Annotated in this window: 29 protein-coding genes; 3 read left to right on the top strand and 26 right to left on the bottom strand. The window is 50.4% G+C overall.

What is annotated here, in order from left to right; translation table 11 throughout:
- Positions 1 to 528: 528 nt before the first annotated feature.
- From NF347_RS02215 to NF347_RS02150, 14 genes are all read right to left on the bottom strand, one after another.
- Complete coding sequence (locus NF347_RS02215; RefSeq protein WP_107036352.1) at positions 529 to 1,152, bottom strand: hypothetical protein; 624 nt, start codon at positions 1,150 to 1,152, stop codon at positions 529 to 531.
- Positions 1,153 to 1,215: 63 nt separating this feature from the next.
- The gene (locus NF347_RS02210; RefSeq protein ID WP_107036351.1) at positions 1,216 to 1,455 is read right to left on the bottom strand and encodes a DUF6926 domain-containing protein; all 240 of its coding nucleotides are present in this window, start codon (positions 1,453 to 1,455) and stop codon (positions 1,216 to 1,218) included.
- An 11-nt stretch (positions 1,456 to 1,466) separates the two neighbouring features.
- Positions 1,467 to 1,955 carry a hypothetical protein gene (locus NF347_RS02205; protein ID WP_107036350.1) on the bottom strand — a complete coding sequence of 163 codons (489 nt, stop codon included), beginning with the start codon at positions 1,953 to 1,955 and terminating at the stop codon, positions 1,467 to 1,469.
- An 11-nt stretch (positions 1,956 to 1,966) separates the two neighbouring features.
- A complete protein-coding gene (locus tag NF347_RS02200) occupies positions 1,967 to 2,206 on the bottom strand; it encodes a hypothetical protein (RefSeq protein WP_107036349.1) in 240 nt (79 codons plus the stop codon).
- Between the two features lie 380 nt (positions 2,207 to 2,586).
- Positions 2,587 to 3,240 carry a hypothetical protein gene (locus NF347_RS02195; RefSeq protein WP_107036348.1) on the bottom strand — a complete coding sequence of 218 codons (654 nt, stop codon included), beginning with the start codon at positions 3,238 to 3,240 and terminating at the stop codon, positions 2,587 to 2,589.
- Between the two features lie 59 nt (positions 3,241 to 3,299).
- Positions 3,300 to 3,482: a histone H1 gene (locus NF347_RS02190; RefSeq protein WP_107036347.1), complete on the bottom strand. Its 183-nt coding sequence runs from the start codon at positions 3,480 to 3,482 to the stop codon at positions 3,300 to 3,302.
- A 24-nt stretch (positions 3,483 to 3,506) separates the two neighbouring features.
- The gene (locus tag NF347_RS02185; RefSeq protein ID WP_306254315.1) at positions 3,507 to 4,037 is read right to left on the bottom strand and encodes a hypothetical protein; all 531 of its coding nucleotides are present in this window, start codon (positions 4,035 to 4,037) and stop codon (positions 3,507 to 3,509) included.
- Positions 4,038 to 4,045: 8 nt separating this feature from the next.
- Positions 4,046 to 4,591 (bottom strand): topoisomerase C-terminal repeat-containing protein, encoded by a 546-nt coding sequence (locus NF347_RS02180; RefSeq protein ID WP_107036345.1) that lies wholly within the window; start codon positions 4,589 to 4,591, stop codon positions 4,046 to 4,048.
- A gap of 28 nt (positions 4,592 to 4,619) precedes the next feature.
- A complete protein-coding gene (locus tag NF347_RS02175) occupies positions 4,620 to 5,345 on the bottom strand; it encodes a hypothetical protein (RefSeq protein ID WP_107036390.1) in 726 nt (241 codons plus the stop codon).
- A 17-nt stretch (positions 5,346 to 5,362) separates the two neighbouring features.
- Positions 5,363 to 6,547, bottom strand: coding sequence for a toprim domain-containing protein (locus NF347_RS02170; RefSeq protein ID WP_107036344.1), 1,185 nt, complete (start codon positions 6,545 to 6,547; stop codon positions 5,363 to 5,365).
- Between the two features lie 13 nt (positions 6,548 to 6,560).
- Entirely contained in the window at positions 6,561 to 7,901 is a 1,341-nt protein-coding gene (locus NF347_RS02165) for an ArdC family protein (protein WP_107036343.1), read from the bottom strand.
- Positions 7,885 to 8,112: a hypothetical protein gene (locus NF347_RS02160; protein ID WP_107036342.1), complete on the bottom strand. Its 228-nt coding sequence runs from the start codon at positions 8,110 to 8,112 to the stop codon at positions 7,885 to 7,887. The genes NF347_RS02165 and NF347_RS02160 overlap by 17 nt, the downstream gene beginning before the upstream one ends.
- Positions 8,113 to 8,157: 45 nt before the next feature.
- Positions 8,158 to 9,399 carry a MutS N-terminal domain-containing protein gene (locus NF347_RS02155; protein WP_107036341.1) on the bottom strand — a complete coding sequence of 414 codons (1,242 nt, stop codon included), beginning with the start codon at positions 9,397 to 9,399 and terminating at the stop codon, positions 8,158 to 8,160.
- 2 nt (positions 9,400 to 9,401) lie between these two features.
- On the bottom strand, positions 9,402 to 10,187 hold the full coding sequence (locus NF347_RS02150) for a DUF4099 domain-containing protein (RefSeq protein ID WP_107036340.1): 786 nt from the start codon (positions 10,185 to 10,187) through the stop codon (positions 9,402 to 9,404).
- 83 nt (positions 10,188 to 10,270) lie between these two features.
- Between NF347_RS02150 and NF347_RS02145 the strand changes: the two genes are divergently transcribed.
- The 3 genes from NF347_RS02145 to NF347_RS02135 all read left to right on the top strand — a co-directional run bounded on the left by NF347_RS02145 (position 10,271) and on the right by NF347_RS02135 (position 12,292).
- The gene (locus tag NF347_RS02145; RefSeq protein ID WP_107036339.1) at positions 10,271 to 10,924 is read left to right on the top strand and encodes a glucosaminidase domain-containing protein; all 654 of its coding nucleotides are present in this window, start codon (positions 10,271 to 10,273) and stop codon (positions 10,922 to 10,924) included.
- Between the two features lie 36 nt (positions 10,925 to 10,960).
- Positions 10,961 to 11,251 (top strand): hypothetical protein, encoded by a 291-nt coding sequence (locus NF347_RS02140; RefSeq protein ID WP_133165499.1) that lies wholly within the window; start codon positions 10,961 to 10,963, stop codon positions 11,249 to 11,251.
- Between the two features lie 420 nt (positions 11,252 to 11,671).
- Complete coding sequence (locus NF347_RS02135) at positions 11,672 to 12,292, top strand: hypothetical protein (RefSeq protein ID WP_107036337.1); 621 nt, start codon at positions 11,672 to 11,674, stop codon at positions 12,290 to 12,292.
- On the opposite strand, the gene NF347_RS02130 is transcribed toward NF347_RS02135, so the two are convergent.
- The 12 genes from NF347_RS02130 to NF347_RS02075 form a co-directional block, all read right to left on the bottom strand.
- Complete coding sequence (locus NF347_RS02130; protein ID WP_107681702.1) at positions 12,289 to 13,029, bottom strand: TraX family protein; 741 nt, start codon at positions 13,027 to 13,029, stop codon at positions 12,289 to 12,291. The two genes, NF347_RS02135 and NF347_RS02130, sit on opposite strands and share 4 nt — an antisense overlap.
- A 12-nt stretch (positions 13,030 to 13,041) precedes the next feature.
- Positions 13,042 to 15,351, bottom strand: a complete 2,310-nt coding sequence (locus tag NF347_RS02125) for a type IV secretory system conjugative DNA transfer family protein (RefSeq protein ID WP_107036335.1) — start codon at positions 15,349 to 15,351, stop codon at positions 13,042 to 13,044.
- 13 nt (positions 15,352 to 15,364) lie between these two features.
- Positions 15,365 to 15,832, bottom strand: a complete 468-nt coding sequence (locus tag NF347_RS02120) for a hypothetical protein (protein ID WP_107036334.1) — start codon at positions 15,830 to 15,832, stop codon at positions 15,365 to 15,367.
- Positions 15,833 to 15,841: 9 nt separating this feature from the next.
- On the bottom strand, positions 15,842 to 16,732 hold the full coding sequence (gene traN / locus NF347_RS02115) for a conjugative transposon protein TraN (RefSeq protein ID WP_107036333.1): 891 nt from the start codon (positions 16,730 to 16,732) through the stop codon (positions 15,842 to 15,844).
- Between the two features lie 71 nt (positions 16,733 to 16,803).
- A complete protein-coding gene (gene traM, locus NF347_RS02110; protein WP_107036332.1) occupies positions 16,804 to 18,003 on the bottom strand; it encodes a conjugative transposon protein TraM in 1,200 nt (399 codons plus the stop codon).
- Entirely contained in the window at positions 17,996 to 18,487 is a 492-nt protein-coding gene (locus NF347_RS02105; RefSeq protein WP_107036331.1) for a hypothetical protein, read from the bottom strand. Before NF347_RS02105 ends, traM begins: the two co-directional genes overlap by 8 nt.
- A 10-nt stretch (positions 18,488 to 18,497) precedes the next feature.
- Entirely contained in the window at positions 18,498 to 19,094 is a 597-nt protein-coding gene (gene traK / locus NF347_RS02100) for a conjugative transposon protein TraK (protein ID WP_107036330.1), read from the bottom strand.
- Positions 19,095 to 19,106: 12 nt separating this feature from the next.
- Positions 19,107 to 20,282: a hypothetical protein gene (locus NF347_RS02095; protein ID WP_107036329.1), complete on the bottom strand. Its 1,176-nt coding sequence runs from the start codon at positions 20,280 to 20,282 to the stop codon at positions 19,107 to 19,109.
- 19 nt (positions 20,283 to 20,301) lie between these two features.
- Positions 20,302 to 20,961 carry a DUF5045 domain-containing protein gene (locus NF347_RS02090; RefSeq protein ID WP_237613028.1) on the bottom strand — a complete coding sequence of 220 codons (660 nt, stop codon included), beginning with the start codon at positions 20,959 to 20,961 and terminating at the stop codon, positions 20,302 to 20,304.
- 16 nt (positions 20,962 to 20,977) lie between these two features.
- Positions 20,978 to 21,646 (bottom strand): hypothetical protein, encoded by a 669-nt coding sequence (locus NF347_RS02085; protein WP_107036389.1) that lies wholly within the window; start codon positions 21,644 to 21,646, stop codon positions 20,978 to 20,980.
- Between the two features lie 23 nt (positions 21,647 to 21,669).
- On the bottom strand, positions 21,670 to 22,464 hold the full coding sequence (locus tag NF347_RS02080; RefSeq protein ID WP_107036327.1) for a hypothetical protein: 795 nt from the start codon (positions 22,462 to 22,464) through the stop codon (positions 21,670 to 21,672).
- Positions 22,458 to 25,286, bottom strand: coding sequence for a TraG family conjugative transposon ATPase (locus tag NF347_RS02075; protein ID WP_107036326.1), 2,829 nt, complete (start codon positions 25,284 to 25,286; stop codon positions 22,458 to 22,460). The genes NF347_RS02080 and NF347_RS02075 overlap by 7 nt, the downstream gene beginning before the upstream one ends.
- Positions 25,287 to 25,288 lie beyond the last annotated feature (2 nt).

The raw sequence follows: 25,288 nt of genomic DNA, 5'->3' as shown, positions 1-25,288 counted from the left end.
GTTTCCACCAGATTCCAGCTCAGTCAGTCGCAAGTGCCAACCTGCGACCGACAAGAGCTGTAGAAGTCTTCATTTTCATACAAATCTTCCAAGGACTTCGGCAAGCCACATTCTTAAACGAAGTCTGAGAATGTCTGGGTTGCCGTACCGGTCTACGTTTTCAGACATGATTTCAAAGACCGTCAGCAATGCGGATATGATTTTGAAGTGAAGCCAACGGCGTAACCTCAATGTCATATCGGCATGGCTGACGTATCGGCACCAGCCCTTATTGCCATCAATGACATCGACAGCGCCGATTCGGTGAGAATCACGGAGTCGGGCGGTCGGGCAGTCTTCAAAGACAGGCCGTAATGCACCCGGCGCCACGTGCAACATGGTCAATCGGAAGCATCGACCGACACTTTAAGACATAGTTATTCCAATGAGTTTTGTTTTCCCAACAGGGCGGTTTTGCGGAGCTTGCGGAGTAAAACCGCCCCAACCGGATTTTACCTCGGTCGGGGTGGCTTCATGTCACAAACGCTTTCAGTCGATGTCGGTGCCGATGAAGTGTTCGTTGTCGATGAGGGTGTAGTAGTAGCCGTTGCCGCAGCCTCGATACTCCTTGCTGAATCCGGCGATGATGTCTCCCTTACGGCTGTACTTTGTGTCTTCGGTCACGACTTCAAGCCACAGGGCGCCGTCGTAGCCTCGAAAGTCGAAGCGGCATGAGCGGTAGTTCTGCCGTTCACGGAGAGCCTTGCGGAACTGGCTTACCGCCCAGTCGTCATATCGGGCGATGGCTTGTAGGGAGATGATTTCTCCGTCGATATGTGTGCCGGTGGTAAGTCCGTTGGCGTAGCAGTCTTTTTCGGGGTCGGCCTCAAGACACTTTCTGATGAACGGCGATGTAAAGTCTGCCTTGGCTGCATAGCGTTGGAACTTTCTGACGATGTTGGTTGTCTTCGGCTCTGCCGGATTGAGTGCTGTCCAATGCTCAACGGCTTGACTCCCGATAGGAAAACCTTTTGTTCGTGAGCGTGGTGCGAACTCGCACAAGCGTCCGTCCTGCGACATGAAGAGTCTTCGCTGATGGATGCCGTTTATAGTGGTCACGTCGTATAAGCCGGATTTCTTTCCGACGATAGCGGTTGCTTCCTGATATTCCATAGGTGTATTGGGTGTTGTGCCGCTCCGACCTGTGTTGTCGGAGCGACTGATTTTACCTGCTGATTACTTCATCATCATTACATTGCAGTCGATTACGTCTGAGCCAAGTCCAAAAGCTGGGAAATGGCTGAAATACGGATGGCTGCTCCCTTCCTCGTCCGTTGCCGGACTGACCGTCACGACATTGTTTTGCTCCCACCATTTGTCGATGATGGCTTTCTCCTCGTCTGTTATGCCCTCGGTGTCTGCGTTAACCAAGTAACACATGGCCCATACGGGTATTGGTTCTATTGAAAATTCCATAGTGCTGATTATTAGAAGTGATAGTCAAGGATTGCTCCGATATATAGTTTTGCTCCGATTTGCAGACTGCCGATTAGGCGCATTAGTTGACGTGACCTTTCTGCGACTCCCATGCCCTCCGTATAGTTTGTGATGAAGAGAGTGTCGGTGTCAAGCGGATTGGCGATAGCCTTTTGAAGTCGGTAAGCGGGTCCGGCACACTTGAAGACGTTGGTCTCGATGATTGCCTCTGCCTTTTCATGCAGTGAGGCGGTGTACTCTTTGCTCCACTCAGTGAAACCTCCCTTGTAGGTCAGCGTCTCTCCATCGGGATTGACGCTGAACATACCTGCCGGAAGAATGCGGTGAGCAAGAGTCTTGATAAGTTTGGCTCTCTCTGATTGGCTGACCTCACGACAATAGTCGATAGAGGTCATTTCTCCGGCTTCAACGTGGTCGATGCCTACATATTCATCGGTGCCGATGGGTTGCTCTGCGATTTGAAATATTGTGCTGTGCATGGCGATGGAGATTAGAAGTTTGCTACTGAGGGAATTGAGCCATTTACTTTGAGTTTGAACGCCTGGGCGTATATGAGTCCGAGGGGCGTGTCGGGATGGTCGATGTGGTATGTGCATACCTTTTTGAGAGTGGCGGCTATTTTCTGACCGTTCCAGCCTCGCATGAAACTGATGCGGTCGCGGTACTCGCGGTGTACCTTCGATTTCGATACCGAGGCATATAACGCCTTGATTTTTTCCTGTCTGTCCATAGTCTGTTCCTTATGAAGTGTCCTAATCTTTCTCCCTTTGGTCGAAGCCTGATGGCTTCTCGCGTCCGGGGAAATTTTTCGATGCAAGACAGACGGAGGGCATGAGGTGGCGTAAGGCAAGTGCGGCAAGATGAAAATGACGGAATACCCAAATCTATGATTTGCGGAAGGCTGTCGGCATTTTCATCGCAGACAAGCGAAGCGGTCACTTGCAGTCGGCACCGCCCTCCGTAACTTCGTAGCGAAAAATCCTCGGATGCGTGAAGTATTCTGGTGCAACAGGGTAATAGAAAGCCCGATGCTCACGCACCGGGCATTCCTACATACAATGGCAAAAGAAAAATTCAGTGGATTTGTTTTGATAGCAATCTATTGTTCTATTATTCTTTATTGGCAATTTTCAGAACCTTTTGCAAAGTTGTCTGCCTGCCGTAGCCGAATATGTCTTCAAGAGTTAGGGAGTGAGACAAGAGTGGTATAAGCTGATATTCAGGATAGACTTCGGCATTGTCGGCGATGTAGTCATAAACCATCTGCGACGAGCCTCGCAGCTCGATCTTACCGTTGAAAGGGAATGAATCTATGAATTGCCCCATAAGCCGGGGCAAGGCTGTTATTGCGATGGAACCGTCAGGCGAAAGCCAGTGACGGCAAAGCTCGCGGATGGAGTATTCGCGCTTACGGTCTTTCATAAAATAGCGGCACCGTATCTCAAAGGTGCGCTGCACCTGCAATCCGTCGATGACACCGAGTGTCGAAAACCATCCCTTTAGTGTTCCCTTGATGGATTTCCATGTATCGGCTTCGATAACTTGAAGTGTCCGTTCACATTCCAGACACTTCACCTTTCGGGCATTTCCGGCATATACCATTGCATTGCCGCACATCGGGCAGACGGTGACATTGTTCGTGCGTCTGACCGCCGGGTGAGTTATGGCGTTCTCTCTGGCCCATTCGATTATATTGTTAGATATGGCTCCAACCGACTTGTTGAGTTCGACGATTCTTTTCTGATACGGTGTCTTCGGCTTCATGAGATAATGTTAGATAAAGCCGGCCCGACACAAGCGAATGTGCCGGGGCGGCATAGTGATCAATCTTTCCTCTCTGATGCTTTCAGAGAGACTTTGCGGAACTGCTTAAGGAGCGGTTCAAGTTCGAGCGAAGTGCGGCGGGCACGGAGACCTGCCGCCTTGTTTCCCTTTTCAAGCTGGGAATTGGCGTCCTTCAGAAAGGCTTCCGCCTTGACTGAAATCTGTTCGATAAGGTCTTTCATGTTGAAATAGTGATATTTGACGGTTTATAAAAGCGGTATCTCAAAGGAGTTTACAACGCAGGTCGCCTCCTTGTCGAGTATGAACCAGTATTCCGAGTGATACGGTGTACCGTCCTCATTCTTGGCCTCATACTCAATCTTGACTTTCCAGCCGTTAAAGGGCTTCTGCGTTTTGTCATTGGGGTCTTTGACTGTGACGAGCGAGCGCAGTGCGGACAGCGAGGACATCTGACGCTCCATGAGCGCCGACGTAGAGCGGTCTTCAAAGTCGAAGTTCTCCATATTGTCGGTGGCCTGCATCACTTTCTCGTTGATTTTGAGCATGGCCATGGCTATGTTCATGCTCTCTTCCGTAGTGACGTAATCGCGGCCGAAGATTGAGTCAGCCTTGCTTACCGCCTTGATGTTCACAGACTCAGGGCAGTCCACACAGGAGTACAGCGACTTCTCCGCCACAGCTCTTGCACGTTCCTTCGGGTCTTCACGCTGGCAGGCGAGGAAAAATATTCCTCCCCACACGAGCAACCCTCCTATGAGAAGGATTGCGAGTTTCATTCCCGGCTTCATACCCTTATGACCTGTGACTTGTCGGGTGAGACACCGAGTTTCTTTTCAAACCGCTGGCCGTCCTCACGGTACATCTCCACCGGATTGGCGGTGATGCCGTCGGCGCATATCTGACGTGCCTCGTCGAGCGTGATCAGATGACCGCCGATGTTGCGCCAGATGACGAAGTTGCACGGCGCGGACGGATGGCTGTAGTTCGAGCAGTTGAACGCCTTGGAACCGACGCGGATGTCGCCGCCGCACTTCGGACACTTTCCAATGATGGACTGCATATCCACAGAGCCGTCGTCGTTAAGTACAAGCACGGTCGGGAATGTCTTCCACTCCTTTGTGGCGAAGCCGTCGAGCATAATCTCACGCTTCTCCAACAGGATGGCTATCTCTTCATCGGTCATCTTGCGGTTGCCGATTACACCGTTGATGAAGACCCCGCACTTTGGAGCCTCCCCGGTATTGTTCTCGCAGCGATAACCCTTGCAGGTCTTCACCACGTTGCCGCCACACACAGGGCAGCGACCTATGATTTTCTTTTCGTTTTCCATATCTGTAATGGTTGAATTGTTGATTGTTTCAATAATTGATATACTTCCAGTCATTAATCAGACCGTTAACCACAGCCTTGCCCGACATAACCGAGGCCCAGCCCTCCGGGTCGAGAGAGAACCACAGGGCATCCCACGAAAGTGTCCTGACCTGCCATGCGAGGATAAAGAGGTCGGTGTTTATCGCTTCCAGCCTCGATACCACCTCATTGGCGATATAGTACCGCTCGGCCGAATTGAGCAGATTCACCTTATGCTTTTCTTTTTTGCCGTCATCTCCGGTGACATTGTATGAGCCGGAGGTAACAAGCTGTTGCATGAAAGGATAAAGTGCTGCCATCTGGGCGGCGGCATCACTGATTTCATCGGAAACAAGCAGGGCTATCGCCGTTCCCTTGAGATTACCCTTTACCGAGTTCTTTAGCAGAGCCGTATTCCTGGGAATCTCGGTCAGCACCAGTTCGCCGGCACGTTTTATCTGATATAGATTCTGCATCGCACCCTGGGCGTTCGAGAGATATTCAAGCATCTTGTTCTCCACGGCATGAACGCGGTCGAGGGCGACAGTCACGGCAGCTTCAGCCGCGATTATCTGTTCCTGGGTCTTCTTCCGTTTCTTGTGGATGCTTTTCAGCTCCTCGGTCTGGAGAATGACAGTGGCCGTCAGCGTCGGGTCTGTCTGCTGTGCGCATAGTGGCAAGCCACTCGTCAAGCAGCTCAGAGATATGGCGAGGCCGACAGCACCTTTTTTCATACGGCATATCATTATCTTTAGATTTTGAGTGATAATTTGCGTTGCTCCGCGAGGTTTATGTCGCGGTCGTTCTTGTCTGATGAAATCTCCGGCTTCATCGGCTTGTTCAGCAGACAGTCGTTCCAGTCCTTGAAAGCCTTGGGAGGTGGCCACTGGCCCATGCGGTAGCGGAGCGACAATGCCGAACTTACCTGCGGTATGATAGAGCGTCCTGTATCGACATCTATGGACTTACCCTTTGCCTCGACTTTCAGTCCGTCCTCGGTCTTGGTGACTTTAAGGGGAATATTCTCCAACAGAGCCATCATACGCAGACCGTAGACACGTCCGGCAAGGTCATTGTCGAAGCAGTCGAACGCCCGGGCATTGGGAAATCTTTCCATTGTTTTAGTCACCTGCTTATCTGAAAATGTGCCACCAAGGGAGACCAGGGCGATGTTGTTGCCCAACTGGGCGCGGTTCATCTGGTAGAAAGCCATAGCGTCGAAAGCCGACTCAAAGAAAAAGACATTCCTGACAAGCCCGTTATTGCCGCCCGAAAGATCAGCAATCCATGCGGCTGACGATGAGTTCGTTCCGGCAGCCTTTGACTTGTAGCCACCCATGCCACGGATTTCATAGCCCTTTACCGAAGAGTCCAATCCCTCGGTATAAGGGAAGCCGATATTGTAGCCGTCAAAATTCTCGTTCCTCTTGTCCCTTATCAGTGCTATATGTTCAGAGAGGCTTCTGACCGTTTCATCAGCAATGCCTCTGAGGGAGAAGAGCCGTGGAATCCTGTTGGGGTCAACCGGCTTCACCTCATATCGCGTACTGTCAAAAGTATGGCTGACCGATGCCGACTTTACATATTCCCGGTCTTCCTTATACTCCGGTTCCGGCATATTGGCGAATCGGGCCATGACCTTGGCTATTTTTTGCCACTCGTCCTTACCGGTGACAAAGAAGGAGCCGAGATTCTCTCGGATCAGTGTCACGACATCACCCTTGCTGCCATCACGACGGAAGAAGGTCTGAGCCGCCTTGTCGCGTGGATTGCTCACGATGATTGTGTCACGGCGGTTGGCACCGTCACCCAACACCAGCTCGATGTACTTGCCGACGCCGGCCTTGCGGTCGAGACGGTAGCCGAGGGCGTAGGCGATGTCATCGACACCGACACGGGATTTCAAGTTTTTGAAATTCACTTTGTATTCTCCCATACCCTTGTGGTCATTAAATGCTTAGTGACGGCGATTTTTCCCGCGATTTTCCGAGATTGGCAATTTCCGGCTCATATTGCTTTCTCGCTGTCATTATGAGAAAAGCGTCCTTGTCTTTTATATCGGTGAGCTGGAAGTAGGTTGTCGCTGTCGATTTCTTTATGGGCTTCAGACCGAGGTCAACACCGTCGTAGGTGGCTCTGATTGCATAGTCGCCGGAGCGTGTCTTGACAATGGCCGCGTTCTTGAACGGAATCTCTTCATCAGACAGAGTGACGAAAGGGTCGTTCTTCGCCAGATAAGGCTGTTCCCCGAGAACAAGACGCTGGGCGTCAACACGGTCGAGAATCATATCGGACGCCTTGTTGACATCAGCCATTACCGAAACGATGAATTTCGGCTCCTGCTTCAAGGTCGCTATCCATGAGTCGAGATATGCCGCCGAGTTGTCGGTAATTTTCGGGTCAAACCCCATAGAATGCGAAATCATTGCTGCGGTCAGCTCCGCCACAAGCTCCTCCTTGGCATACTTCGGGTCGCCGAACTTACCGCCCATTTCCCGGTTGAGCCTCTCGGGGGTCATCGTCGAGTGGGTCATCTCATGAAGCATGGTGGAATAGAACTCCATGCCGTCGCGATAGACCTCCTCGGGTGTCGAGCCGGTGTTGAACTGGGCTTTCATCGGGAGCACCACTATATCCCGGGAGGGAGAGTAGTAGGCTCCGTTCTCGCGTTTGTCCGCCTGAATCGGGCATAGCCACGACTGCTGCTGAATCATGCGGTCGAGTGCGGCATGGGCGTACATACCCTTTGTGTCGCGCAGCCCGGGCACCTTGAACCTGTCAAGAAGTTTCCGGACACGCTCAGGCTGAGCCTCACGCAGATTCGTCTGGTCGATGTTATAGACAGGGAATGCTTTCACAAACGGAATGACCTCCAGGTTCTTGCGCATATCCTTGTCCATCGCGCGGTACTCGTCCGAGCTGATGCGCCTGCCGTCCTTGTCCTTTACCATCATGTCCCAGTAGACAACCGGGAATGCCTTCTCACCTTTGAGCACATGGGCCTTGAGATTATGAGCCTGCTTGAAAGTCAGATAGACAGGCATCTCATATCCTTTCTCGGCAGAATAGAGTTGAAGAAAGAAGGAGTTGGAGCCGGAGTAATTGCGTCCGCTGACATTCTGGGGAAGTCCGGCGTAGCCGTTGGCGCCACCGATCCAGCCCTGCTTCCAGTCGGATGCCTTCATCTGTTCCATGCGCCCGATCATCATCTCGGCGAAACGGTCGAGCGCGGCCTGACCCGCACCCGCCGTCTGCTGGGAGCCTGCCTTCGGCTTATAACCAGAGGCCATATTCCTCGTCGTCGATGAGCTGACGTTCCATCGCGTCGATTTCTGTCTGCTCGATGTAGAACTCGGCTGAATCGTCGCTCGGGTCGGTGCCGTGGCTGCGGCACCAGTCGAGATAGTCCTGCGCGTTCTCGCCGTTCATCACAAACTGGAGGTGGCCGATGCGCCCCTCCTGAAGAAACTCTACAAGCTCCTCATGTTTAATTACTGACATATTCTGTTTCTGATTTATCGGATTAAAAATGTTGGAATGGCCGGATTACATTTTCATTGACTGCGATTTCTCCATGCTCATGACCGGACCGTTAAGCATGGTCTTTATATCCTCGCCGAGATACTTGGCGGCTATCTGCTCGCGGGTGGCGGTCTTGGTCTTGAACAGGGCGAAGCCGTCATCAAACGAGATTTCCTTCTTGTCGGTGCGCCCGTGCTCGCCGAGGTCGGCAGACACCTTCCACTTGTTGTCGGAGCGGTCTTTCGCGATCCGCACAACAGATGCCTCTACACCCTCAGGCAGCCGGAACTGCTGGTAATGGCTCGGCAGGTGCAGACGCTCGCCGAAATTCTTCTCCACGAGTTGCCCCGGGGTCTGCACACGGTCGAAATAAGCGTTAAGGTCCTGGCGCGAGGCGACGGTTGACATTTTCTGTCCGTCCACCTCGGCGTAGAACTTGTAGCGGCCGAAGTCGGGGCGCTGCTCGTCCTTCTCCTTGTAGACGTTGAACTTATCGACTGTCAGCGGTCGCTGCTCGGGACCGGACACCACGTTGGCGACTTGGAACGCCACGTCCGGCACACGCTGCATGAGCTTGGTGGGATAGTAGCGTTCCATGAGCTGGGGCACGGTCATCTCCTTCTTCTGATAGGCTGCGAGGTCAGCGGGATCCATCTTCTGCGGTTTGAGCTGCTCGCCGTTGATTTTGGCTGTGAAGTACCAGTCCTCGGGATTGGTCTTGCTCTGATAGGCGTGTCCGTGGGTCACCTTATCACCGTTGACAGTCACCATCTGCGGCTCGCGCGGTTTGCGCTCCGCCTTGGCCTCTTGGCTTTGTTCTGATTTAGCTTCAGATTTGACCTCGGTTTTCTTCTCTTCGGCAGGTTTGTCAGCCTTTACGGACTTGACAGGCTCTTCCTGCGCGGCCTGTTCTTTCTTCTTTCTTGGCATATCTGCTTCGTTGGTGGTTGATTGTGATTTCTCTTTTTCGATTTTCTGCGGCTTTTCGAGCTGTTCACAGATGGCGACCCTCATTCCGGCTCTGACAAGTCTTGGCAGATAGGTGTCGAGGGCATGATGCGGAAACCCAATGCTCTTGACCTTCTTCCCGTCCACTTTCTTCTCCCTGGTCTCGATGTCGAGAATGGTCGAAGCCTTGACCGCATCCTGCTTGAACGACTGGTAAGTGTCGCCGATTCTAAACAGCAATAATGCGTCCGGGTGCTTCTCTTTCATCTTGACGAACTGGTCGAGAATACCGTCGATATTTTCAGGCTTTTGCTTCATGGCTACATCTTCATTCCGGAATTTGGGTCGCGCTTCCTGTCAGGGTCGAGATTGATGGCTCGTTCAGTTGAGTGTCTATCGACAACCTGCTTATACTCCCAGGCATTTTTATCGGTCTGAACCAGGCCGATATATTCGGGATGCAGCTCGTCGTAGCGGAGTTTCTGCTGTCGTTCCCATTCCTTCATGTCACCCTTGACCACGCGGAAACCCTGCGGCTCTTTAAGGTCAATGCCGACTGTCACTTTCTCGCCTCCCACATTTAGCTCGGCAGGCTTGCCGTCGCGCACCTGTTGTTTCTGTTGGGTGCCAAGCTCAATGTCGTTGACTTTCTCCATATCCTTGATGCGCTGCTCGACCTTTATGTCGTTTACCTTGCGTTGGATTATGGACTTCGTTTCCGGATCGAGCTGGAGATAATGTTGTGTCTTCTCTCCGTTGATGTCGATGGCTTTCTGAAGTACATCACCATTGCGGAGACGTTCTGCCTCGTTTGTGGTGAGTCTCAGCTCGCGCACCTTCTCCTCGTCGAGGGCCTTTCTGACGGGATAAGCGATGAGGACAGCCTGACCCGTCTGGTCGAGCGCCATCTGCAATTTCAGGGGCAACGTTATCACGTTCCCGTTTCGGGCAGTTATGGAGACCTGCATCAGAGGTGTCACTTCACCGTCAACGAGCTTCTGACGGAACTCCTGCGGCAATCTGTCCGCTTTCTCACGGTCAATGCCGAGGAGAGCCAGTTTCTCGTAAGGAAGCTGAGTCTGTTGATTTCTGTTGTCTATTTCCATTCGGTAGATATTGGTGGATTAAATTTGCGATGCGAACCGCTTGAACACCACAAAATTATTTTCACTTCAAACCGCGAAAAGAAATGCACGACACTATTCTCGCCATATCCCTGCTACTGGCCGTCCCGGTCAACGCGCAGGCACAGTTCAACACAATCAGCTTAGACGGCAATTTCGGGCGCGAAATAGCCGTCTCATATATGCAAACCGTTAATAATAAGGAGTCAAAAGAAGAAAAAGAGACTTTGGGAACTGATTTTACCTCCAACTCCGACTCAATCACAGCTACAACATCCCCTGCGCCATCTGACCGGAAACGGAACGTGAACAAGTACGACGCCAAGCCATCTACACATACCACCAGAAACACATTATATAATAGGAGTACACCCGATTCAATCGCCAGCCTACCGGAACTTACCATCCCCAATCTCCTCGCGGAGATAAAACGCAACGGCATCCGGCATCCGAACATAGTTCTGGCACAGGCAATACTGGAGACAGGCTGGTTCCGTTCATCCGTCTGCCGCAACAAACACAATCTCTTCGGCCTGACAAACCCGCGCACCAAGACCTACTACGAATTCAACCACTGGACCGAAAGTGTCCGTGCCTACTATACCAAAGTCCAGTACCGCTACAAGGGCGGCAACTACCTCCTTTGGCTACGCGACATCGGCTATGCCGAAGACCCCGGCTATATCCACGCCATCATAAAGGTTCTGAAACAACTGTAGATTGCTTGTTTTCAAATTATTTTGTAATTTTGCATTATGTTACAAGCCTTACTACATAAGAAGTTAAAAGCTTCCTTTGCAGATCCTACCTTTCGTCCGTCAGAAGATACACTTACGTCTTCTGTAGTAGGCTTGATGCAGTATCTTCCACCATATGTTTTCAATAAAATTCTTAAAGAATCTTGTGGAATCAACAGCCCTTTTCCAAATGATATAGGATATGTTGATTATATCGGCTTTTGGGAACATTGGGATGCCGCTGAAACTTCAAATGCAAGGATTGTAGAACCAGATGTCATTATATGCACTAATAATTATAGAAGCTAAGAAAAGTGACGAGTCAGGGCAGTATTATGAACAATGGAGGAACGAGATTAAAGCATTTCTTAATACTCACGAATTGGATAATAGGAATGTGGTGCTCTTGGCTCTTGGCGGGAATACTACTCTCGAACATAATAAGGTGACTATTAATAACTTCTCGTGTCCTATATATAAAGCAAGTTGGTTTAACATTCTAAATTCCGTATCAAAGTTGATTAATGAGCCTTTGCCCAATCATATTAAAAGAATTTTGGATGACATAGTAGATGCTTTTGAAATCCATGGGTTCTTTAATATCGAATGGTTGGATTCATTGGAAACAGGTAGCTTTGACACAAATACAATAGATGTATTGTCACATAATAACTCTTTCAGTAGATTTTACAAACCAAGTAAACCACTTTTAACTAAGAACAAGAATATATGGCAAATATAGATTCGATTAAAGATGCGTTGTGTGATGTAAGAAAAGCTCACAGAATCATTTATGCCTATCAAAAAAGGATGATGGGTATTGTAAGATTTATTGGCAAAAAATTGGATTTCCCAGTATGTGAAGGGTATAAATGGTTCTCTAATGGTGCCTCAAAGAGAATCTCCAGTGGTACATGGGCATGGGATTATATATATAGTTATCTTTTAGAGTACTATTTGGGAGAAAAGAAGAGTCCCGATGGAATAATGGATTATGCGTTAAGTGTAATTCAATACTCTGACACGGGATTTTTTGACAGCCTCCATAGTACTCGGACCAATATTAATTCGTTTTCAACAGAAGAAGAATCCGCTTCAAAACTTTTGTTTCTAATTGAAGTAAAACCTCAAACCAGTCCATGGTGGTGGGATACTAAAGCAATAATTAATAGTAAGGAATATGCCTCCAGCAATCATACGTTTTCAATAAGGCATGAAGGTGACAGTATTATTGGGCTTTATTCAGTTCCTATTGAATTGTTCATGGATGAGGATTCGGCAATATCTGTATTAACTGATTTTTGCTCATTCTGCCATGATAATAATATTGCGAACTTACTGATTCACTAAGACAAAGCCGCTATCATACTGATAATCCAAATATGCAATGGATAGAAGGCGTAGAAGCTATACTTGGCGGCTGCGCCTTTTATGCAGCCTCGGGTGCCGTCGTAGAGGAATATGATGGCTGACGAAAGGATTGCTCCGGTCAGTCCATATGCTGCCATGATGGGGAAGGTGAAGATGACCTGACGGAGTGACTGGGCCGGAAAACTGACCCTGTTGCGGGGTTGCCACGGCTCGATGGTCTGACGGCGAAGTATGTAAAATATAGTGATCATAACCACTCCCTGCCATTCATAATCAGTACCGGCCAGCCATGCCAATGATGCCACAAGCATTACTGACACAAAACATATAGGACCGTGTTCGCACAGTCGGTCAAAAGCAGCGAGTGCCACGACACCAAGGGCGAGTGTGAACATGACGTTGTGGGTGCCGTCGGCTCCATTAAGCAGATACCATGGCAGTTCGCTTATGACTGCGAAGCCAAGGATAGTCAGGAGATAACGTAGGCGGTTACGGGTATTCGCAAATCCTTCGGCTATAAGGAAAGCGAATAGCGGGAACGCCATTCTACCGAAGCATCGCATCATATCGTATGCCGGAGTACCATGCTCCATGAGATAGTAGGCGCAATGGTCAGCCAGCATCGAGAGGACGGCTATGACTTTCAGTGCGCTGCCGCTCAATCTGAGCGACAGCGGTACTGAAAATGGTATGGGGTTGGTGGTTATTGTTTTCATGTTCCAGATGAATTATCCTTTTCCTGCGAGGACTCGGATTATCTCCTCGACCTCTTGATTGACACGTTTGAAGTTACGATTGAGCATGATTTCCTTCTCGCGCTCGTCCTTGAACTCATAGATTTTGGGCAGTTCCACATAATGCGCTTCCTCGTCGTGAATTTGCTTCATGTCGAAGTTCGTCTTGCAGAAGTACTTCGTGGTCTTGAACTCCTCCGACTGCTCGATGTCGAAGTGGCTCATCATGCTCTTGTCGGTTGCGGTAAAGTCACGCGCCGCCTGACCCGCGAGCCAGCCTGTTGCCATGTCTGCAATCTTCGCCGCCGGAACGAGGAAATCGAGTCGTTCGGATATTTGTGTAGATACCTTTGAATCGTTGATGGTTATCGAGGTCGAGGTCTGCTTCGCCTTTCCGAAAACATCGTTCTGCGCCCATTCGAGGGTCTCCTTGTTTCGGGCGGCTCCCATGAAGATATTGCCGCAGGTGGTTATAATCTTCTGCATACCCACCTTACCGTAATCGGCCTCCAACTGAGGAAGCTCCTGAAACCCGAGAGTCACAGCAACCTTGTTGCTTCGGGCTGTTCCGATAAGTCGGTCTATCTTGTGGAAGTACAGCGTCGGAAGTTCGTCGACGATGATGCTGACCGGAATATTTCCCTTGGAATTGACACGTGTAATCAGTCGGTTGAGTACAAGGGCATTCAGCGAACCGATTACCTGCTCCTTCTCCGGGTCGTTGGCGATGATGAGATAGCTCGGATTCTCCGGGTCGGAGATTTTGAGGTCGAAATCATCACCGGTAAACACCCAATAGGCTTCCGGAGACACGAGTCTGGCGGCATTGACACGGAGAGTACCCACCATACCTTCAAGCTGGTCGTTAGCCTTGTTCTCGAAGGCGGACTTGAAAGGAGCCATGAGCGAGGCAATCTTGTCGTCCTGCATCAGAATATCGAAAATCTCCTTGTAGCCGTGTCCGAGGAATGAAAGGACGTGCGGCATATCGGAATATTCACCGGTGATGGTATCCGGCTCCACCTCGTTGCCATGCTCGTCCTCATACCAGCAACGGTCAATCCTGACAGTCTCACCGGTCCGCTTGGTATAGGAATAGCCGTTAAGGTCAACGAACATCCCGTCCTCGTCAATCGAATGGTTGCGGCTCTGGTCATCTATGAAGTCGAGCACGACCTCGCCCTTGTCATCGATGGCGTTGTAGTCGAACCAGTTGCGTATGACAATCTCTAACTTCTTTCCCTCGTAGGCGATAAAGCGTTTCAGCTTTTTACCGTCCTTGAAACCCGTCGGGTGCAGGTTTACAAAGAAATATATGATTGCCGCGAGGAAGTTCTCGGCAGAATTAGTGAAGAACGCCTCCGAGCCGCCTTTCTTCTCTCCGCCACCCTTGTTAAGCGAGGCAAGCAGTGTCGCCGCAGTCTCCGAAGCAGCCGCAAGGTCAGGGATATACTTCCGCTGGATAGGATTGATGCGGTTGGAATACTCTACATCAGTGAAGTTCACGATACGGAAACCGCAGTTATTCGGCAACTTGCCGTTCCTCTTGTTCTTGCAATACTGATAGAATAGAGTCTTTGCCAAGGTCGGAAACTTGTAGTCATACACCATCATCGCAAAACCTTTTGCGCTATGCTGGCGGATGAACGGGTCTATGATACCGAAAGACTTGCCGGAACCCGGTGTGCCGAGTACAATAGTCGCGCGAAACGGATTCGTGATATTTATGAAACCATTGTGCATCTTGCGTTTATAGTAGTATATCATCGGGATATTCACCGAGTAGGGATTCTCAACTTTCTTTTCCGATTGCTGGAACGACTCGTTCTCGAAGTTGAAACGGTCCTCGCCGACACGGTGGTTGTAATACTTGGCGATTCCGTCAAGTCCTTGATGGACGAGCATCGTTCCGGCTATCGAGCAGAAGGCATATATTATGCGGTTTGCCGGGAAGCCCATCATCTCCATACCGAGGGGTACGCCGTGGAATATGAAGCACAGCCCGACAAGGGTCAGACCCGCGAGGACGGGATAGATGACCATAGTCTTGACGTTGAACTTCAACGCCTTTTTTGCCTTGGTTCCGATGCAGACCACACAGATGCAGACAAGCTCGATCATCTTGCAGCCTGCCACGGAGTTGAACACCTTGAAACGTCCGAGCAGGTCGAGGATGAACTGCGTGATGCGGTTGTCTGCCGTAATCGGCAGATTCATCACAATCTCTATTATGAGGAACACATAGATGCAGCTACGGAAGTAGTTGTACATCTGCTGCTGTTCACGGGTTTCTTCAAAAGCCATAGCCTAAATTTTGTTACAATGGGATTTTCAGACCTATGAGCAGACCGTTCCGGAACGTATCGCCGTGCAGGAAGTTGACGTTGTTCTTCTGGATCAGCGAGAACTCCCAACCGTTCTGGAAGACATAATTGTATTCAAAACCGGCTTCCGCGCCGAGGAAGAACTTTCGTTCTACGGCTCCGAACTGCGGCCCGAAACGAAAGCGTAACATGCCGTTCTTATATCGGGCAAGACGATGCTTGTAGAGGATGCCGCCATCCCAGTAGTATCTTTTCCAGAACTCACCGGGGGACGTGCGCCAGTGGTTGCCGATTTCACCGAACACTTCCACCGCGTTGCCGTAGGAAAACGAGTGTTCATAGCCGATGGTAGCGTTGAGCGTTGAAGGGGAAAGGAATCCGGTATTGACGGTCAGTTTTCCCTGGGCGTATGCGCCAGCCGATACGACGGCGCATATGAGAGCGAGGATTATCTTCTTCATAGTGGCGGGTTATTTATAGATGTGGGGCTGATAGCCATAAGGAATCTTTTTGAGTATGTCGGAGTCAAAGCCGTCGGCATTGAGAATGTCCTCATACTCGATTGTAAGCGTGATGACGCGGCCGCTTATCTGGTTCTCCGAAATTTCGAGGCGAAGCACCTTCTCGTCAGGGAAAGTCAGCTTCGGCAGGACGAGCACATTACGGTAATGCTTTTTGAAGCGTTTGGCGAGATTTAGCGAATAGGCCGGTGTCAGCTCGATAGTCTGTGAGTTGGTTGCCTTGACCTCCTTCTTGTCGGTCAGCTTGACACGCAGTTCCTCTATGTCGTAAGGAATCTTCGTCTTGTTCTGCAGCGAATAGTCGATGAAGAAGTAGTCGCCGATTGAGTAGATGTTGTTGATTACTGCCTTCATGCCATGCTTGGATGACACCACCTGATTATATTTGCGACTGCTGCCATAGACAGCCCAGGCGTAACGCGCCATCTCCGATTCCGGCATCGACACCTCAGGGTTGATGTAGGACTGCATATTGCGGTAAGGCACGTTGTGGATCGATGCGGCCCGGGAGGGGGACGAGACGAAAACCACATCATACTGTGCCATGTGTCGCTCACCGATGAGTGTAAGCGTGGCAAGCAGCTCATTCTCACGGAACGGCTGCGAATCCGCCTCCATGTCATCCGGGGAGAGCGGCTTGATGCGGACGATGTTGTCGGCGCACTGGTTGCCGACAATCTTAGTGGTCGAAATATCGACAAGCCTGATGTTCTCCGGCATGACGATATGTGTGGTCACGTCAGGATTGACGTAGATTTTCTCCTTGAATGTGGTCTGGGCAGATACGCCTCCGACAATGCCGACGGCACAGAGGATGGCAGTGAGAATCTTCGATTTCATATTGGGTGTGTTAAATGATTATACTAATTGTATGTTCTGTTATTAGTAATATAGTTTACCTATTTATGCGCTTATCTCGCTTTGTCAGAATTGATGAGATAAACGATTGTGTTATACTTGATTTTCGCCTTGTTCTTGCGGATGTTTGCCGATACGGCGGAAGTCGCGGAATTGTACATATTCTGCAAGGCTTGAAGCGCGATGGCCTCGCCGGATATGCCGGAACCATAGCCGCTTTCCGACTCGAAGCTGATGTTCTGCTGGACGGTGTTGGCACCGGCCTCTTTCATGAAGTCGCGGAAGGCTGATTCAGGTACGTAGAAACCCTCCATGCCGTCATTGTCGAATACCGAGAGGTTGACGCTGATGAATTTGCCGCCTATAAGGATGCTTGTGATAGTTGCTCGTACACGCTGCTGTCCGAAGCCTGTGACAGTACCGTAGAGATACGTTCCCTTCTTCAATCGGGTACCACTTACAGTCACGTCGTCAAGGAGTTTGAAACGGAGGCGAGTCCCCTCATGCGCCTTGGTGGTTTTGTCAATCATGGCACGTATGAGGGTGGCATCGGCTGATTCGGATTCAGTACCGACAGTGTTGAACTTCTCGGCATTTGTATCTTGTGACTTGATAACGAGCTTTGGGCGGTTGCGCTCCTTTTCCTCACGCTTTGCCTGAGCGATTGAATCGGCTCGCTGCTTTTTCAATTTCTCTTCCTCGTCATCCTGACCGAAGCCGAGACCTGTCTCGATAGCCTTTTGGCGTTCAAAGCTCCGGCGTTGAATCTCCTCCAGCTCTGAGGCAAAATCATCTCTTGAAGAGCCATTGCCGCCATAGGAATTTGAATACGGGTCATCGTAGGCATAGGAGTTGATATGACGCCGGGATTCGGCGAGAGAACGTTCCAGCTCCTCCATCTCCCGTTGCTGACGGATTCGCTCGGCTTCTGCGGCATCGAGACGGTTCAGCTCCTCCTCGGTATAGCCGTGGTCGAGCTTCTCGTTTTCCTCCTTATCCTCACCAATGCCGCCCACTGCGGTAAAGGCATCCTCGTCATCGAAGCGACGCGACATCTCGAACAGTTTGCTGCCGGCCTCCTCGGCCTTGGCTTCGGGGAGAGTGGTGTTGATGCGGTCTGTCGCCACCTGCTCCTTCTCATCGTCACCACCGTCGGAGAAGGTCTGCATGACAAAGTATACCAGACAGCACAGCGGTATGAATATCACCACCGGAAAGATATACTTGGGGTGTTTGAAATTGATTTTAGTCATTGGTATCGTTCTGTTTAAGTGATTTGGCGATGTTTTCGAGACTGTTGTATCTCTTGATTATGCCGATGGAATCAGCGTGGGATTTGACCGGGATACGGATCATGGAGTCGAGTTCCTGCCTTATGCTCTGACCCTGCGAGGTTAGTTCGAGTATAGTCTTCCGGTGGGCCTCCTTGTTTGCCTGAATGGTACGGAAGCCGTTGAATATAGGCTCGACGTTGGCTATTCTCGCAAGTTCCGGATTGTTCATTTCAGCCCTTGCCCCTGTGAATGCGACATCCACCAACAATACCATGAGCAATGTGCCGACCACATAGCCAAAAGTCTTTTTCGGGTTCTTCGTGGCCCATGAGTTTGCGAGACGGATTCGCGCTGCGATTCGCCATCGGGTTCCGACGGCATTCATTCTCGGCTTCAGCCAACCGCAGACAGCCTGATGCGTCTTAATGCGGTTGTCTTTGATTGTCTTATTTATTGATTTCATAGTGAAGTGGTTAGTAGCCCAAATCCTTATTTTCTATTGTCCTCCAGCCTGTAATCATCAGTCCATGGGGGTTGTTCTCCGTTCGTGGGACATTCTCGATGTAGCCGGAAGTCACCATTGAGCGTTTCAAATCACGGGTTCGCCTCTTGATCAACTGAGTGCCGTAGTAGGTGAACTTCCGTTCATGTTCGTCAAAGTTGATTGAATCGCAGATGATTGTGCAGACTGCCGATGAAGAGATTATATCCGAGTAGAATCCGTTCTCGTCCATAGCCTGCTTCTGCTTCAACGCGGTTCCGTCAGCCATATACATAGCCTTTCCGACAGTCCACTTGATATAGTCGTTGTCTGGAGGGAGGTTGAAAAAGTACTGATGGAACAGTTGGATATGCGCACGTGCTTCCATTGTGAAGTTGGCTTCGAGCTGGGCGCGTTGGGCGAGGAAAGGAATGTCGCCGTCAAGGACATATATCTGTTGGCGCTCCTCGGTGACGAGGGCGATGCAACGCCAAAGAGTGAAGCCGCATATCAGGACGCAGCCCCCGACTGCGGCAAGCACCGTGAGGAGTGCCAGCCGTGTCTTCTGTGCTAATGATTGTATGAGCATATTCTGAAGTTGTTATTGTTCGGGATTGCCGAAGTTCTTATGTTTTAGATTGTTCTCGCCGATAGTTCCGAGTGTTCCGGCTACGCTGCTTGCACCACCTGCCACCATAGATGTGGCTGTGACTGCGGCGGACCCGGCTGTCATTGCAGCTCCCATCGCGAATGCGCCTGACGAACCTGCGACACCGCTGCTAACACCTCCGGGGATGAGCCATGAAGCGACTTCCGGAACATAGCGTATTATATATGCGCCGACTAGCATACCCATAGCGTACATACAGTTGGAGCCTATGCCCTGAAGGCCCAATGCCCCGATCTGCGACCATGAGTTGACCGAGCCGTTGAGCAGATGCTCGTAGGCGATTATATCCTGCTGGAGATTGTAGAGGAGAATGAAGTCGATGTAGTACAGGCACATATATGTGATGAACCCCCATAGGGTCAAAGAGAGATACTTCGACATCCACTGGCTCCATGCGGAGTTCCAAGGCGGAGCGAGCGACATGGCGAACATTATCGGACAGAATATAGCCATGATAGCGAGAAATATCCTCTGTGCCACCAATATACCGTAGTACGACATCTGGAAAATCAGTTCACCGACAAATCTGATCACGTCGTTAATCCACTCGCTGACCTTGGTCTCTGCGGCGACTGCGGCACGCTGGGCATAGTTGTTGATGGTATTGCCGAGATTCTCCACATTGTAGATGAGCTTGTCCCACCAGTTGGCATCCTCGCCAATGGCGGCCACCTGCTGCGCCGTGGCGATGGAGTCCTGCACGGCACGTAGCCTTTCGAGATACTGACCCTGCTTCTGCGCCACCTTCAACTCGAAAGCCGCCACCTCCTTGTTCTTGGACTTCGCCATAGCCTTTGTTGTAGCCTCCAGCCCCTTGCCCGGGGTCTGCAACGCGGAACAGATATATGAAGAGCATGAAATGCATATAGAGATACCGACAATGCGAAGCAGCTTCATCACGTCCATGCCACGTCTGCCGAGCATCATCATCCAACACTCGTATGAGCCGACACAAAGTGCCAGCAACAGTCCGATAATCCGTGCGAGGCTCACGGCATCGCCGAGAACCGCCACATTCGGGAACGTCTCCATAGCGACAAGAAGTTTGTCGAGGCTGTCATCGATGGAGGGAAGCCCCATGGTACAAAGAATAGAAAGTAAAGTCATATATATCCTGATAATAAGTTTAATAATGTGTGGCGGCTACGGCGCAAAGGTGTGCGGTACGGTTTACCAGCTCCTCCATCTTTGTCTTGGCATTCTCGTAAGCCTGACGGCGTTTGGCGTTTTCAAGCTCGTAGCCCGGGCCGGTCTTATGGATATAAGCGATGTCTGCGCACAGCACTTCATTCAGCCGGGAAATCTCGTTCACCTGATACTCCAGTGCACCGTTGCTTTTGTTCATGCAGTAGAGAAGCCCATCGGTGATGCAGTCCTGCATACGGTTGAACTCATCCTTGTAGGAAACGTATGTGACATCGACGATACGGTCGGCCTCTCTCGCAAGTTCCTCCTTGTAAAGTTCCTCGATCTGGGCACGTTCCTTCTCGACCTGACTGACCTTCTGCCGCTGTGTCTCTTCGGCGGTTATGCGCACAGGCATGATGCGCTTGACATTTGATTTCTCCTCCTTGAAGCGGACACGGTAGCCGGACTTGAACCCCGCCCATTTCCAGTACATTTCAGCACCCGAATAATTCTTGTGCAGAAAGTAGTAGTACCAGTCGGGGGCGAAATCCCACGGGCCGTTCTCCATCGACCTCCATTGCTTGAACTTCTGGTCATCATGCACGACCCTTTGGGCTGAAAGAGCTTGAGGCATCCCCATGAGGGCTGTACAAAACATAATTGCGATAATTGTCTTAGTTCCCATATCCTTTGTTCCAGTTGTTGATTACGATGTTTACGATTTCATCCTTAACCTCCGAGGTAAGGATTTCCCAGATGTAGTCAGGCTTCCAACCGCATTCTGTCACGAGATAACAGTAGAGATTGGCGTTGTCGATGATGTACCGGGCGCGGTCGATGGAGGTTTTGAGAGTCATCACAAGGTCGAGCTTCTCGTCCATCGAGGCTTTCATCACGTTGATTCCCGAAGCCGCCACCGCCGCATAGAGGTTGTAGCAGTGTTTGACTTCCCGGGATATGGCTACGTTAGCCTCGGTATAGTACCATGCCACGAACGGTTTTTCGCTGACATATTTGAATGTGTTGGATGTAAACGAGCTATACTCCCGGACGAGCCTATAGAGCGACGAAGCGGTGGCGGATATTGCTCCGGCCAGCACAACGTAAGAATAGGTGTTATTGAGTTTGGTGTCGAGCGTAGTCCGGACATCATTGAACTTTTTCGCGCCCTTGGTCACAATCGACTGCTCACCGAAACTGGTTGCGACACGAGTAAGTGCAGCGTCCTCGTCCTTCTTCACGCACTTGTGAAGTGCCATCAGAGCCTCGAAAGTAGGCAAATCACGCGGCCAGTCAAACGCTGATGCGCTAAAGGGCAGTGATACAGCGAGGAATACCGGCATTATTTTCCTAAATACCTGTCCCATCAGAATCCCCATTTGAACTGATTGATAATGTCAATTTTGTCATAGTCAATCTGGAGCTTGTCGATTTTATGCAGTCCGTTCCAGTCATTAACAAGGCCGTTGACCTGATTTGTCATCACCACGATGTTCGCCCAGCCCTCCGGATCAATGGCAAAGAACAGGTCGTTCATGGTGGCATACTGTGCCATAGCCATCATACCCTGAACCTTGTAGCGGATATTCATCAGGTCGGAGTAGATGCGGTTTGCGAGAGTAAGACGCTCGTATCGGTCAAGGAGATTGTAGCCGTCGCTCTTTGTCTCGGCGGTAGCCTGACCTTTCAGCGGATTCCTGACCTTGGCGTTGTTAACGATATTCACGAAGTCAGCTACAAGCTGCTGGGTCTCGGTGACGATGTTGCCGAGTTCGTTAAGGCACAGCAACTTGTTTGTGAACTTGGCGCCATTGACCACCTTGATGAGTTCGGGCACGTCAAGGATTATGTCGAGGGCGCAGCGTCCTATCTCGACATAATATTTGCTCTCAGTGCCGAAGCCGGATACATTCTCCATTGTCAGCTTGTACATCTCCTTGATGGTAGCCATGCTTATGGTGTATTGTTCCAGCTTCTTCTGCTTCGAGGCGATGGTGTCGAGACGTTTGTTGTGTTCGTCCTCGATTGCCTTCTGCGAGGCCATGTTGATGCCGACCTGCTCGATTGTCTTCGGGTCAATGACAATCTTCCACTGGGCATATCCACTCTCAGCCATGAGAGTGACTGCAATGATTGGGAGTATATATCTTAATCCTACCATAATGACATTACTTTCTGACGGTTGTTGACTTGTCTCGCGAAATCGAGATATTTGCTGATTCCGGCTTTCTTGCGGTCAATCTCTATGTGGGTGATTGCATCCTGCATTGTGCCGTAGTGACGGAGATATATTTTCAACGCCTCCTTCTCGGCCCGTTCGGTGGTGTATGCCCAGTAACATTCAGGCGGTTCCTCGACACCGTACACATCCGAGTTCTGACCACGGCATATCCATACCTCCTTGAAGTAATTGCGGTTGTCATGGTTGTTCAGGGCATTGATGGTGAAGATCTGCTGACGCTGAATCGGGGTCAGACCGAGAATTGCGGCGATGTCCTCATACCTGTCCTTGAACTTTGTCTGGTCGAGAAGTATCTTCACGTCCGAGTTGTTGATGATTGCCTCCTTGACAATCGGGGAGTCAATCACGTCGTTAAGTTCTTGAGTGACAACACCTGCAATGCCGTGAAACTTGCGGACCGTCTTGTAAAGATACTTTATATACTCTGCCATGGTGGGCGAGGCAATCGCTTTCCATGCCTCCTCGATTATCAAGGCTTTGCGGCCTTTCTTGATACGCATTTTCTGTAGGAACACGTCCATGATGATCAGCACGACGATAGGGAAAAGAACCGGATCATCCTTAATCTTGTCAATCTCGAACACGATAAACCTCTCGTCGAAGAGATTTACATCGAGGTCGGAATTGAGCGTCATTTCCAGCTCGCCGCCACGGTAGAACTGTTTTAGAATGGCGGCAAAATCCCGGATGTCGAACTTGATTTTCTCCAGAGAGGTAATCTGCGGTATGCGTTCGAGAGCAAACTCATAATAGCTGTTGAATGACAGCTCCTTGACCTTAAGACGGCGTTTCTGCTCCTCCATGTGGTCAATCTGCTTGTCAATCTTTACCAGCATTGAGGTCTCGTATAGCTCTTTCTTGTACAGCTCGATTTTAGCAGCCGCCTTCTCCTTTTCCGAATCAGTCGCCGCCTTGTCCAGCACGACCGCTTGGAAGGCACGGCATTGGCGTATCAGCCTTAACCTCCGTTCCTCTGAGGGGAGCATGAGAGCCTTCGTTTCCTCTTTCGCAGGCGGCTGCTGTATCTGTTCGTCGATACCCTCCATTTCATGGGCATACTTCTCGTATTCGTCATCCATCTTGGCTGCGACAAGTAATTTCTGACGCAGACCGTCACGCTCAATGTCGGTAAACTTCTCGAACGGATGAAAGTAGGCATCGTAATATTCCACGATAGTCTGGTTCACAAGCATATCCTCGATTTTGGAGGGTAGCTCGTTGCCTTTGAAAATCAGGAATATCAAGGATTTGAGGAAGTTCTTCTTCTCACCGAAGTTCAAATCGTATTCCTCTCTTGTCACCTTGAAGGGATTCATGGATATAGGCTTCTCCTTGGAGTAGCTGATATAGGTACCACCGAAATAGCCGCAGATACCCTCGTATGAGTCTCCGGTATCTACCATAACCACGTCAGTATTCTGTTCTAGCAACTGACGCACAACGCTGTTCATGTGGAACGACTTGCCGCTTCCGCTTGGACCGATGCAGAAGAAATTGGCGTTGTCGGTCATCTTGACCTTGCCTTCCTTGCCGGTTATGTCTATGCAGACCGGAAGCCCCTGGCGGTCGGTGTAGTATGTGGTCAGCGGTGTCGTCTCCGACCCTTTGAGGTGTTCCTTGAAAAAGAAGCAAAGGGCGGCGTCCGAGAGAGTGAGGAAGAGGTCATAGTCCGGATTGAACGAATAGGCGTTTCCGGGGAATGAATCCACAAACAACTCCAACTGGTTGTAAGCGGTGCGCGAGGGCATTATGCCGCACTCATAGAGCTTGGTCTCCAGATAGGACGTGACGGGAGTCACCTTGTCTGCCGGACAGCTCATAAGGATATTGAAGTTGGTGTTCACCAGCATGGATGTATCGACGGCAAGACGGTTCAGCACTTCCTCGATGTCAGCCTTCGCAATCTTGTTGCTCGGGTCGGGCATGGAGCCGTGACGCTTCGCTTTCGCCTGAAGTTTCCGGAGAAGTTTTCTCTGATTGGGTATCTGAACCACCTGATTGAATACCACGCAATCTGTATGTGGCACGGAAGTAAGGAACGACAATAAATCGGTAGCAATGCCGTATCCGTTGATACCAATCTTGGTATAAGGCTGTATGACAGATGGGAGGTTGATTTCGTCGATGTCAACGAGTGGGTATGAACGGATTACACGCTCACCGGTTTTCAGGTATTCGTCCGAAGCCTTGAAGTTGGTCATCGAGAACGGGCCGTGACGAAACTGGAACGCCATGAAGCGGTGGCAGTATTCGCTGACCTCGGCTTTGGTCAGCTTCTTATGTCTGATTCCCTTTTCCGCGAGAATGTCGCTTACCTTGGAGACCTTTGCATGGAAGTCGAGCCATTTCTTCGGGTCGTACTGCACGAACTGACCTCGCTGTGCTTCCTGCGTTATAATAAGATATGTGGTGATTTCCGTAAACTCTCTTCCCTCGAAGTATTTGAAATAGCTGCGTGTCAGGAACTCTGCATCTTCCGGCACATCGTGTCGGTAAGCCTGCTTACAGAGTATGTCCTGCTTCTGGAGGGCGTACCCCTCGCCGAGAGTCTGAACGATATTCGACAGCACATCCTGAAAGAGCATGTACTGCTCGGCATCGGTGCAGAGCTGCTGCACCGGGTTGGTCATGGAGAATATGACAGACGGCTCGCCCTTTGCGGAGAATAGAACCACGGAGCCGTCAGTTTCCTCCAACTGGGCGTACAAGCCATCGAATATGCGTTTCTTTGTCTTAGCCATCT

Source organism: Paramuribaculum intestinale, from assembly GCF_030759015.1.
Classification (GTDB): Bacteria; Bacteroidota; Bacteroidia; order Bacteroidales; family Muribaculaceae; genus Paramuribaculum; species Paramuribaculum intestinale.
Note: the sequence above shows the minus strand (reverse complement) of the source record. Positions and strands in the feature narration are given on the sequence as shown.

What these genes read in the sequence shown, in the direction of transcription:
- NF347_RS02215 (WP_107036352.1), bottom strand. Translation starts at nt 1,152, where the DNA reads ATGGAATATCAGGAAGCAACCGCTATCGTCGGAAAGAAATCCGGCTTA.
- NF347_RS02210 (WP_107036351.1), bottom strand. Translation starts at nt 1,455, where the DNA reads ATGGAATTTTCAATAGAACCAATACCCGTATGGGCCATGTGTTACTTG.
- NF347_RS02205 (WP_107036350.1), bottom strand. Translation starts at nt 1,955, where the DNA reads ATGCACAGCACAATATTTCAAATCGCAGAGCAACCCATCGGCACCGAT.
- NF347_RS02200 (WP_107036349.1), bottom strand. Translation starts at nt 2,206, where the DNA reads ATGGACAGACAGGAAAAAATCAAGGCGTTATATGCCTCGGTATCGAAA.
- NF347_RS02195 (WP_107036348.1), bottom strand. Translation starts at nt 3,240, where the DNA reads ATGAAGCCGAAGACACCGTATCAGAAAAGAATCGTCGAACTCAACAAG.
- NF347_RS02190 (WP_107036347.1), bottom strand. Translation starts at nt 3,482, where the DNA reads ATGAAAGACCTTATCGAACAGATTTCAGTCAAGGCGGAAGCCTTTCTG.
- NF347_RS02185 (WP_306254315.1), bottom strand. Translation starts at nt 4,037, where the DNA reads ATGAAACTCGCAATCCTTCTCATAGGAGGGTTGCTCGTGTGGGGAGGA.
- NF347_RS02180 (WP_107036345.1), bottom strand. Translation starts at nt 4,591, where the DNA reads ATGGAAAACGAAAAGAAAATCATAGGTCGCTGCCCTGTGTGTGGCGGC.
- NF347_RS02175 (WP_107036390.1), bottom strand. Translation starts at nt 5,345, where the DNA reads ATGAAAAAAGGTGCTGTCGGCCTCGCCATATCTCTGAGCTGCTTGACG.
- NF347_RS02170 (WP_107036344.1), bottom strand. Translation starts at nt 6,547, where the DNA reads ATGGGAGAATACAAAGTGAATTTCAAAAACTTGAAATCCCGTGTCGGT.
- NF347_RS02165 (WP_107036343.1), bottom strand. Translation starts at nt 7,901, where the DNA reads ATGGCCTCTGGTTATAAGCCGAAGGCAGGCTCCCAGCAGACGGCGGGT.
- NF347_RS02160 (WP_107036342.1), bottom strand. Translation starts at nt 8,112, where the DNA reads ATGTCAGTAATTAAACATGAGGAGCTTGTAGAGTTTCTTCAGGAGGGG.
- NF347_RS02155 (WP_107036341.1), bottom strand. Translation starts at nt 9,399, where the DNA reads ATGAAGCAAAAGCCTGAAAATATCGACGGTATTCTCGACCAGTTCGTC.
- NF347_RS02150 (WP_107036340.1), bottom strand. Translation starts at nt 10,187, where the DNA reads ATGGAAATAGACAACAGAAATCAACAGACTCAGCTTCCTTACGAGAAA.
- NF347_RS02145 (WP_107036339.1), top strand. Translation starts at nt 10,271, where the DNA reads ATGCACGACACTATTCTCGCCATATCCCTGCTACTGGCCGTCCCGGTC.
- NF347_RS02140 (WP_133165499.1), top strand. Translation starts at nt 10,961, where the DNA reads ATGTTACAAGCCTTACTACATAAGAAGTTAAAAGCTTCCTTTGCAGAT.
- NF347_RS02135 (WP_107036337.1), top strand. Translation starts at nt 11,672, where the DNA reads ATGGCAAATATAGATTCGATTAAAGATGCGTTGTGTGATGTAAGAAAA.
- NF347_RS02130 (WP_107681702.1), bottom strand. Translation starts at nt 13,029, where the DNA reads ATGAAAACAATAACCACCAACCCCATACCATTTTCAGTACCGCTGTCG.
- NF347_RS02125 (WP_107036335.1), bottom strand. Translation starts at nt 15,351, where the DNA reads ATGGCTTTTGAAGAAACCCGTGAACAGCAGCAGATGTACAACTACTTC.
- NF347_RS02120 (WP_107036334.1), bottom strand. Translation starts at nt 15,832, where the DNA reads ATGAAGAAGATAATCCTCGCTCTCATATGCGCCGTCGTATCGGCTGGC.
- traN (WP_107036333.1), bottom strand. Translation starts at nt 16,732, where the DNA reads ATGAAATCGAAGATTCTCACTGCCATCCTCTGTGCCGTCGGCATTGTC.
- traM (WP_107036332.1), bottom strand. Translation starts at nt 18,003, where the DNA reads ATGACTAAAATCAATTTCAAACACCCCAAGTATATCTTTCCGGTGGTG.
- NF347_RS02105 (WP_107036331.1), bottom strand. Translation starts at nt 18,487, where the DNA reads ATGAAATCAATAAATAAGACAATCAAAGACAACCGCATTAAGACGCAT.
- traK (WP_107036330.1), bottom strand. Translation starts at nt 19,094, where the DNA reads ATGCTCATACAATCATTAGCACAGAAGACACGGCTGGCACTCCTCACG.
- NF347_RS02095 (WP_107036329.1), bottom strand. Translation starts at nt 20,282, where the DNA reads ATGACTTTACTTTCTATTCTTTGTACCATGGGGCTTCCCTCCATCGAT.
- NF347_RS02090 (WP_237613028.1), bottom strand. Translation starts at nt 20,961, where the DNA reads ATGTTTTGTACAGCCCTCATGGGGATGCCTCAAGCTCTTTCAGCCCAA.
- NF347_RS02085 (WP_107036389.1), bottom strand. Translation starts at nt 21,646, where the DNA reads ATGCCGGTATTCCTCGCTGTATCACTGCCCTTTAGCGCATCAGCGTTT.
- NF347_RS02080 (WP_107036327.1), bottom strand. Translation starts at nt 22,464, where the DNA reads ATGGTAGGATTAAGATATATACTCCCAATCATTGCAGTCACTCTCATG.
- NF347_RS02075 (WP_107036326.1), bottom strand. Translation starts at nt 25,286, where the DNA reads ATGGCTAAGACAAAGAAACGCATATTCGATGGCTTGTACGCCCAGTTG.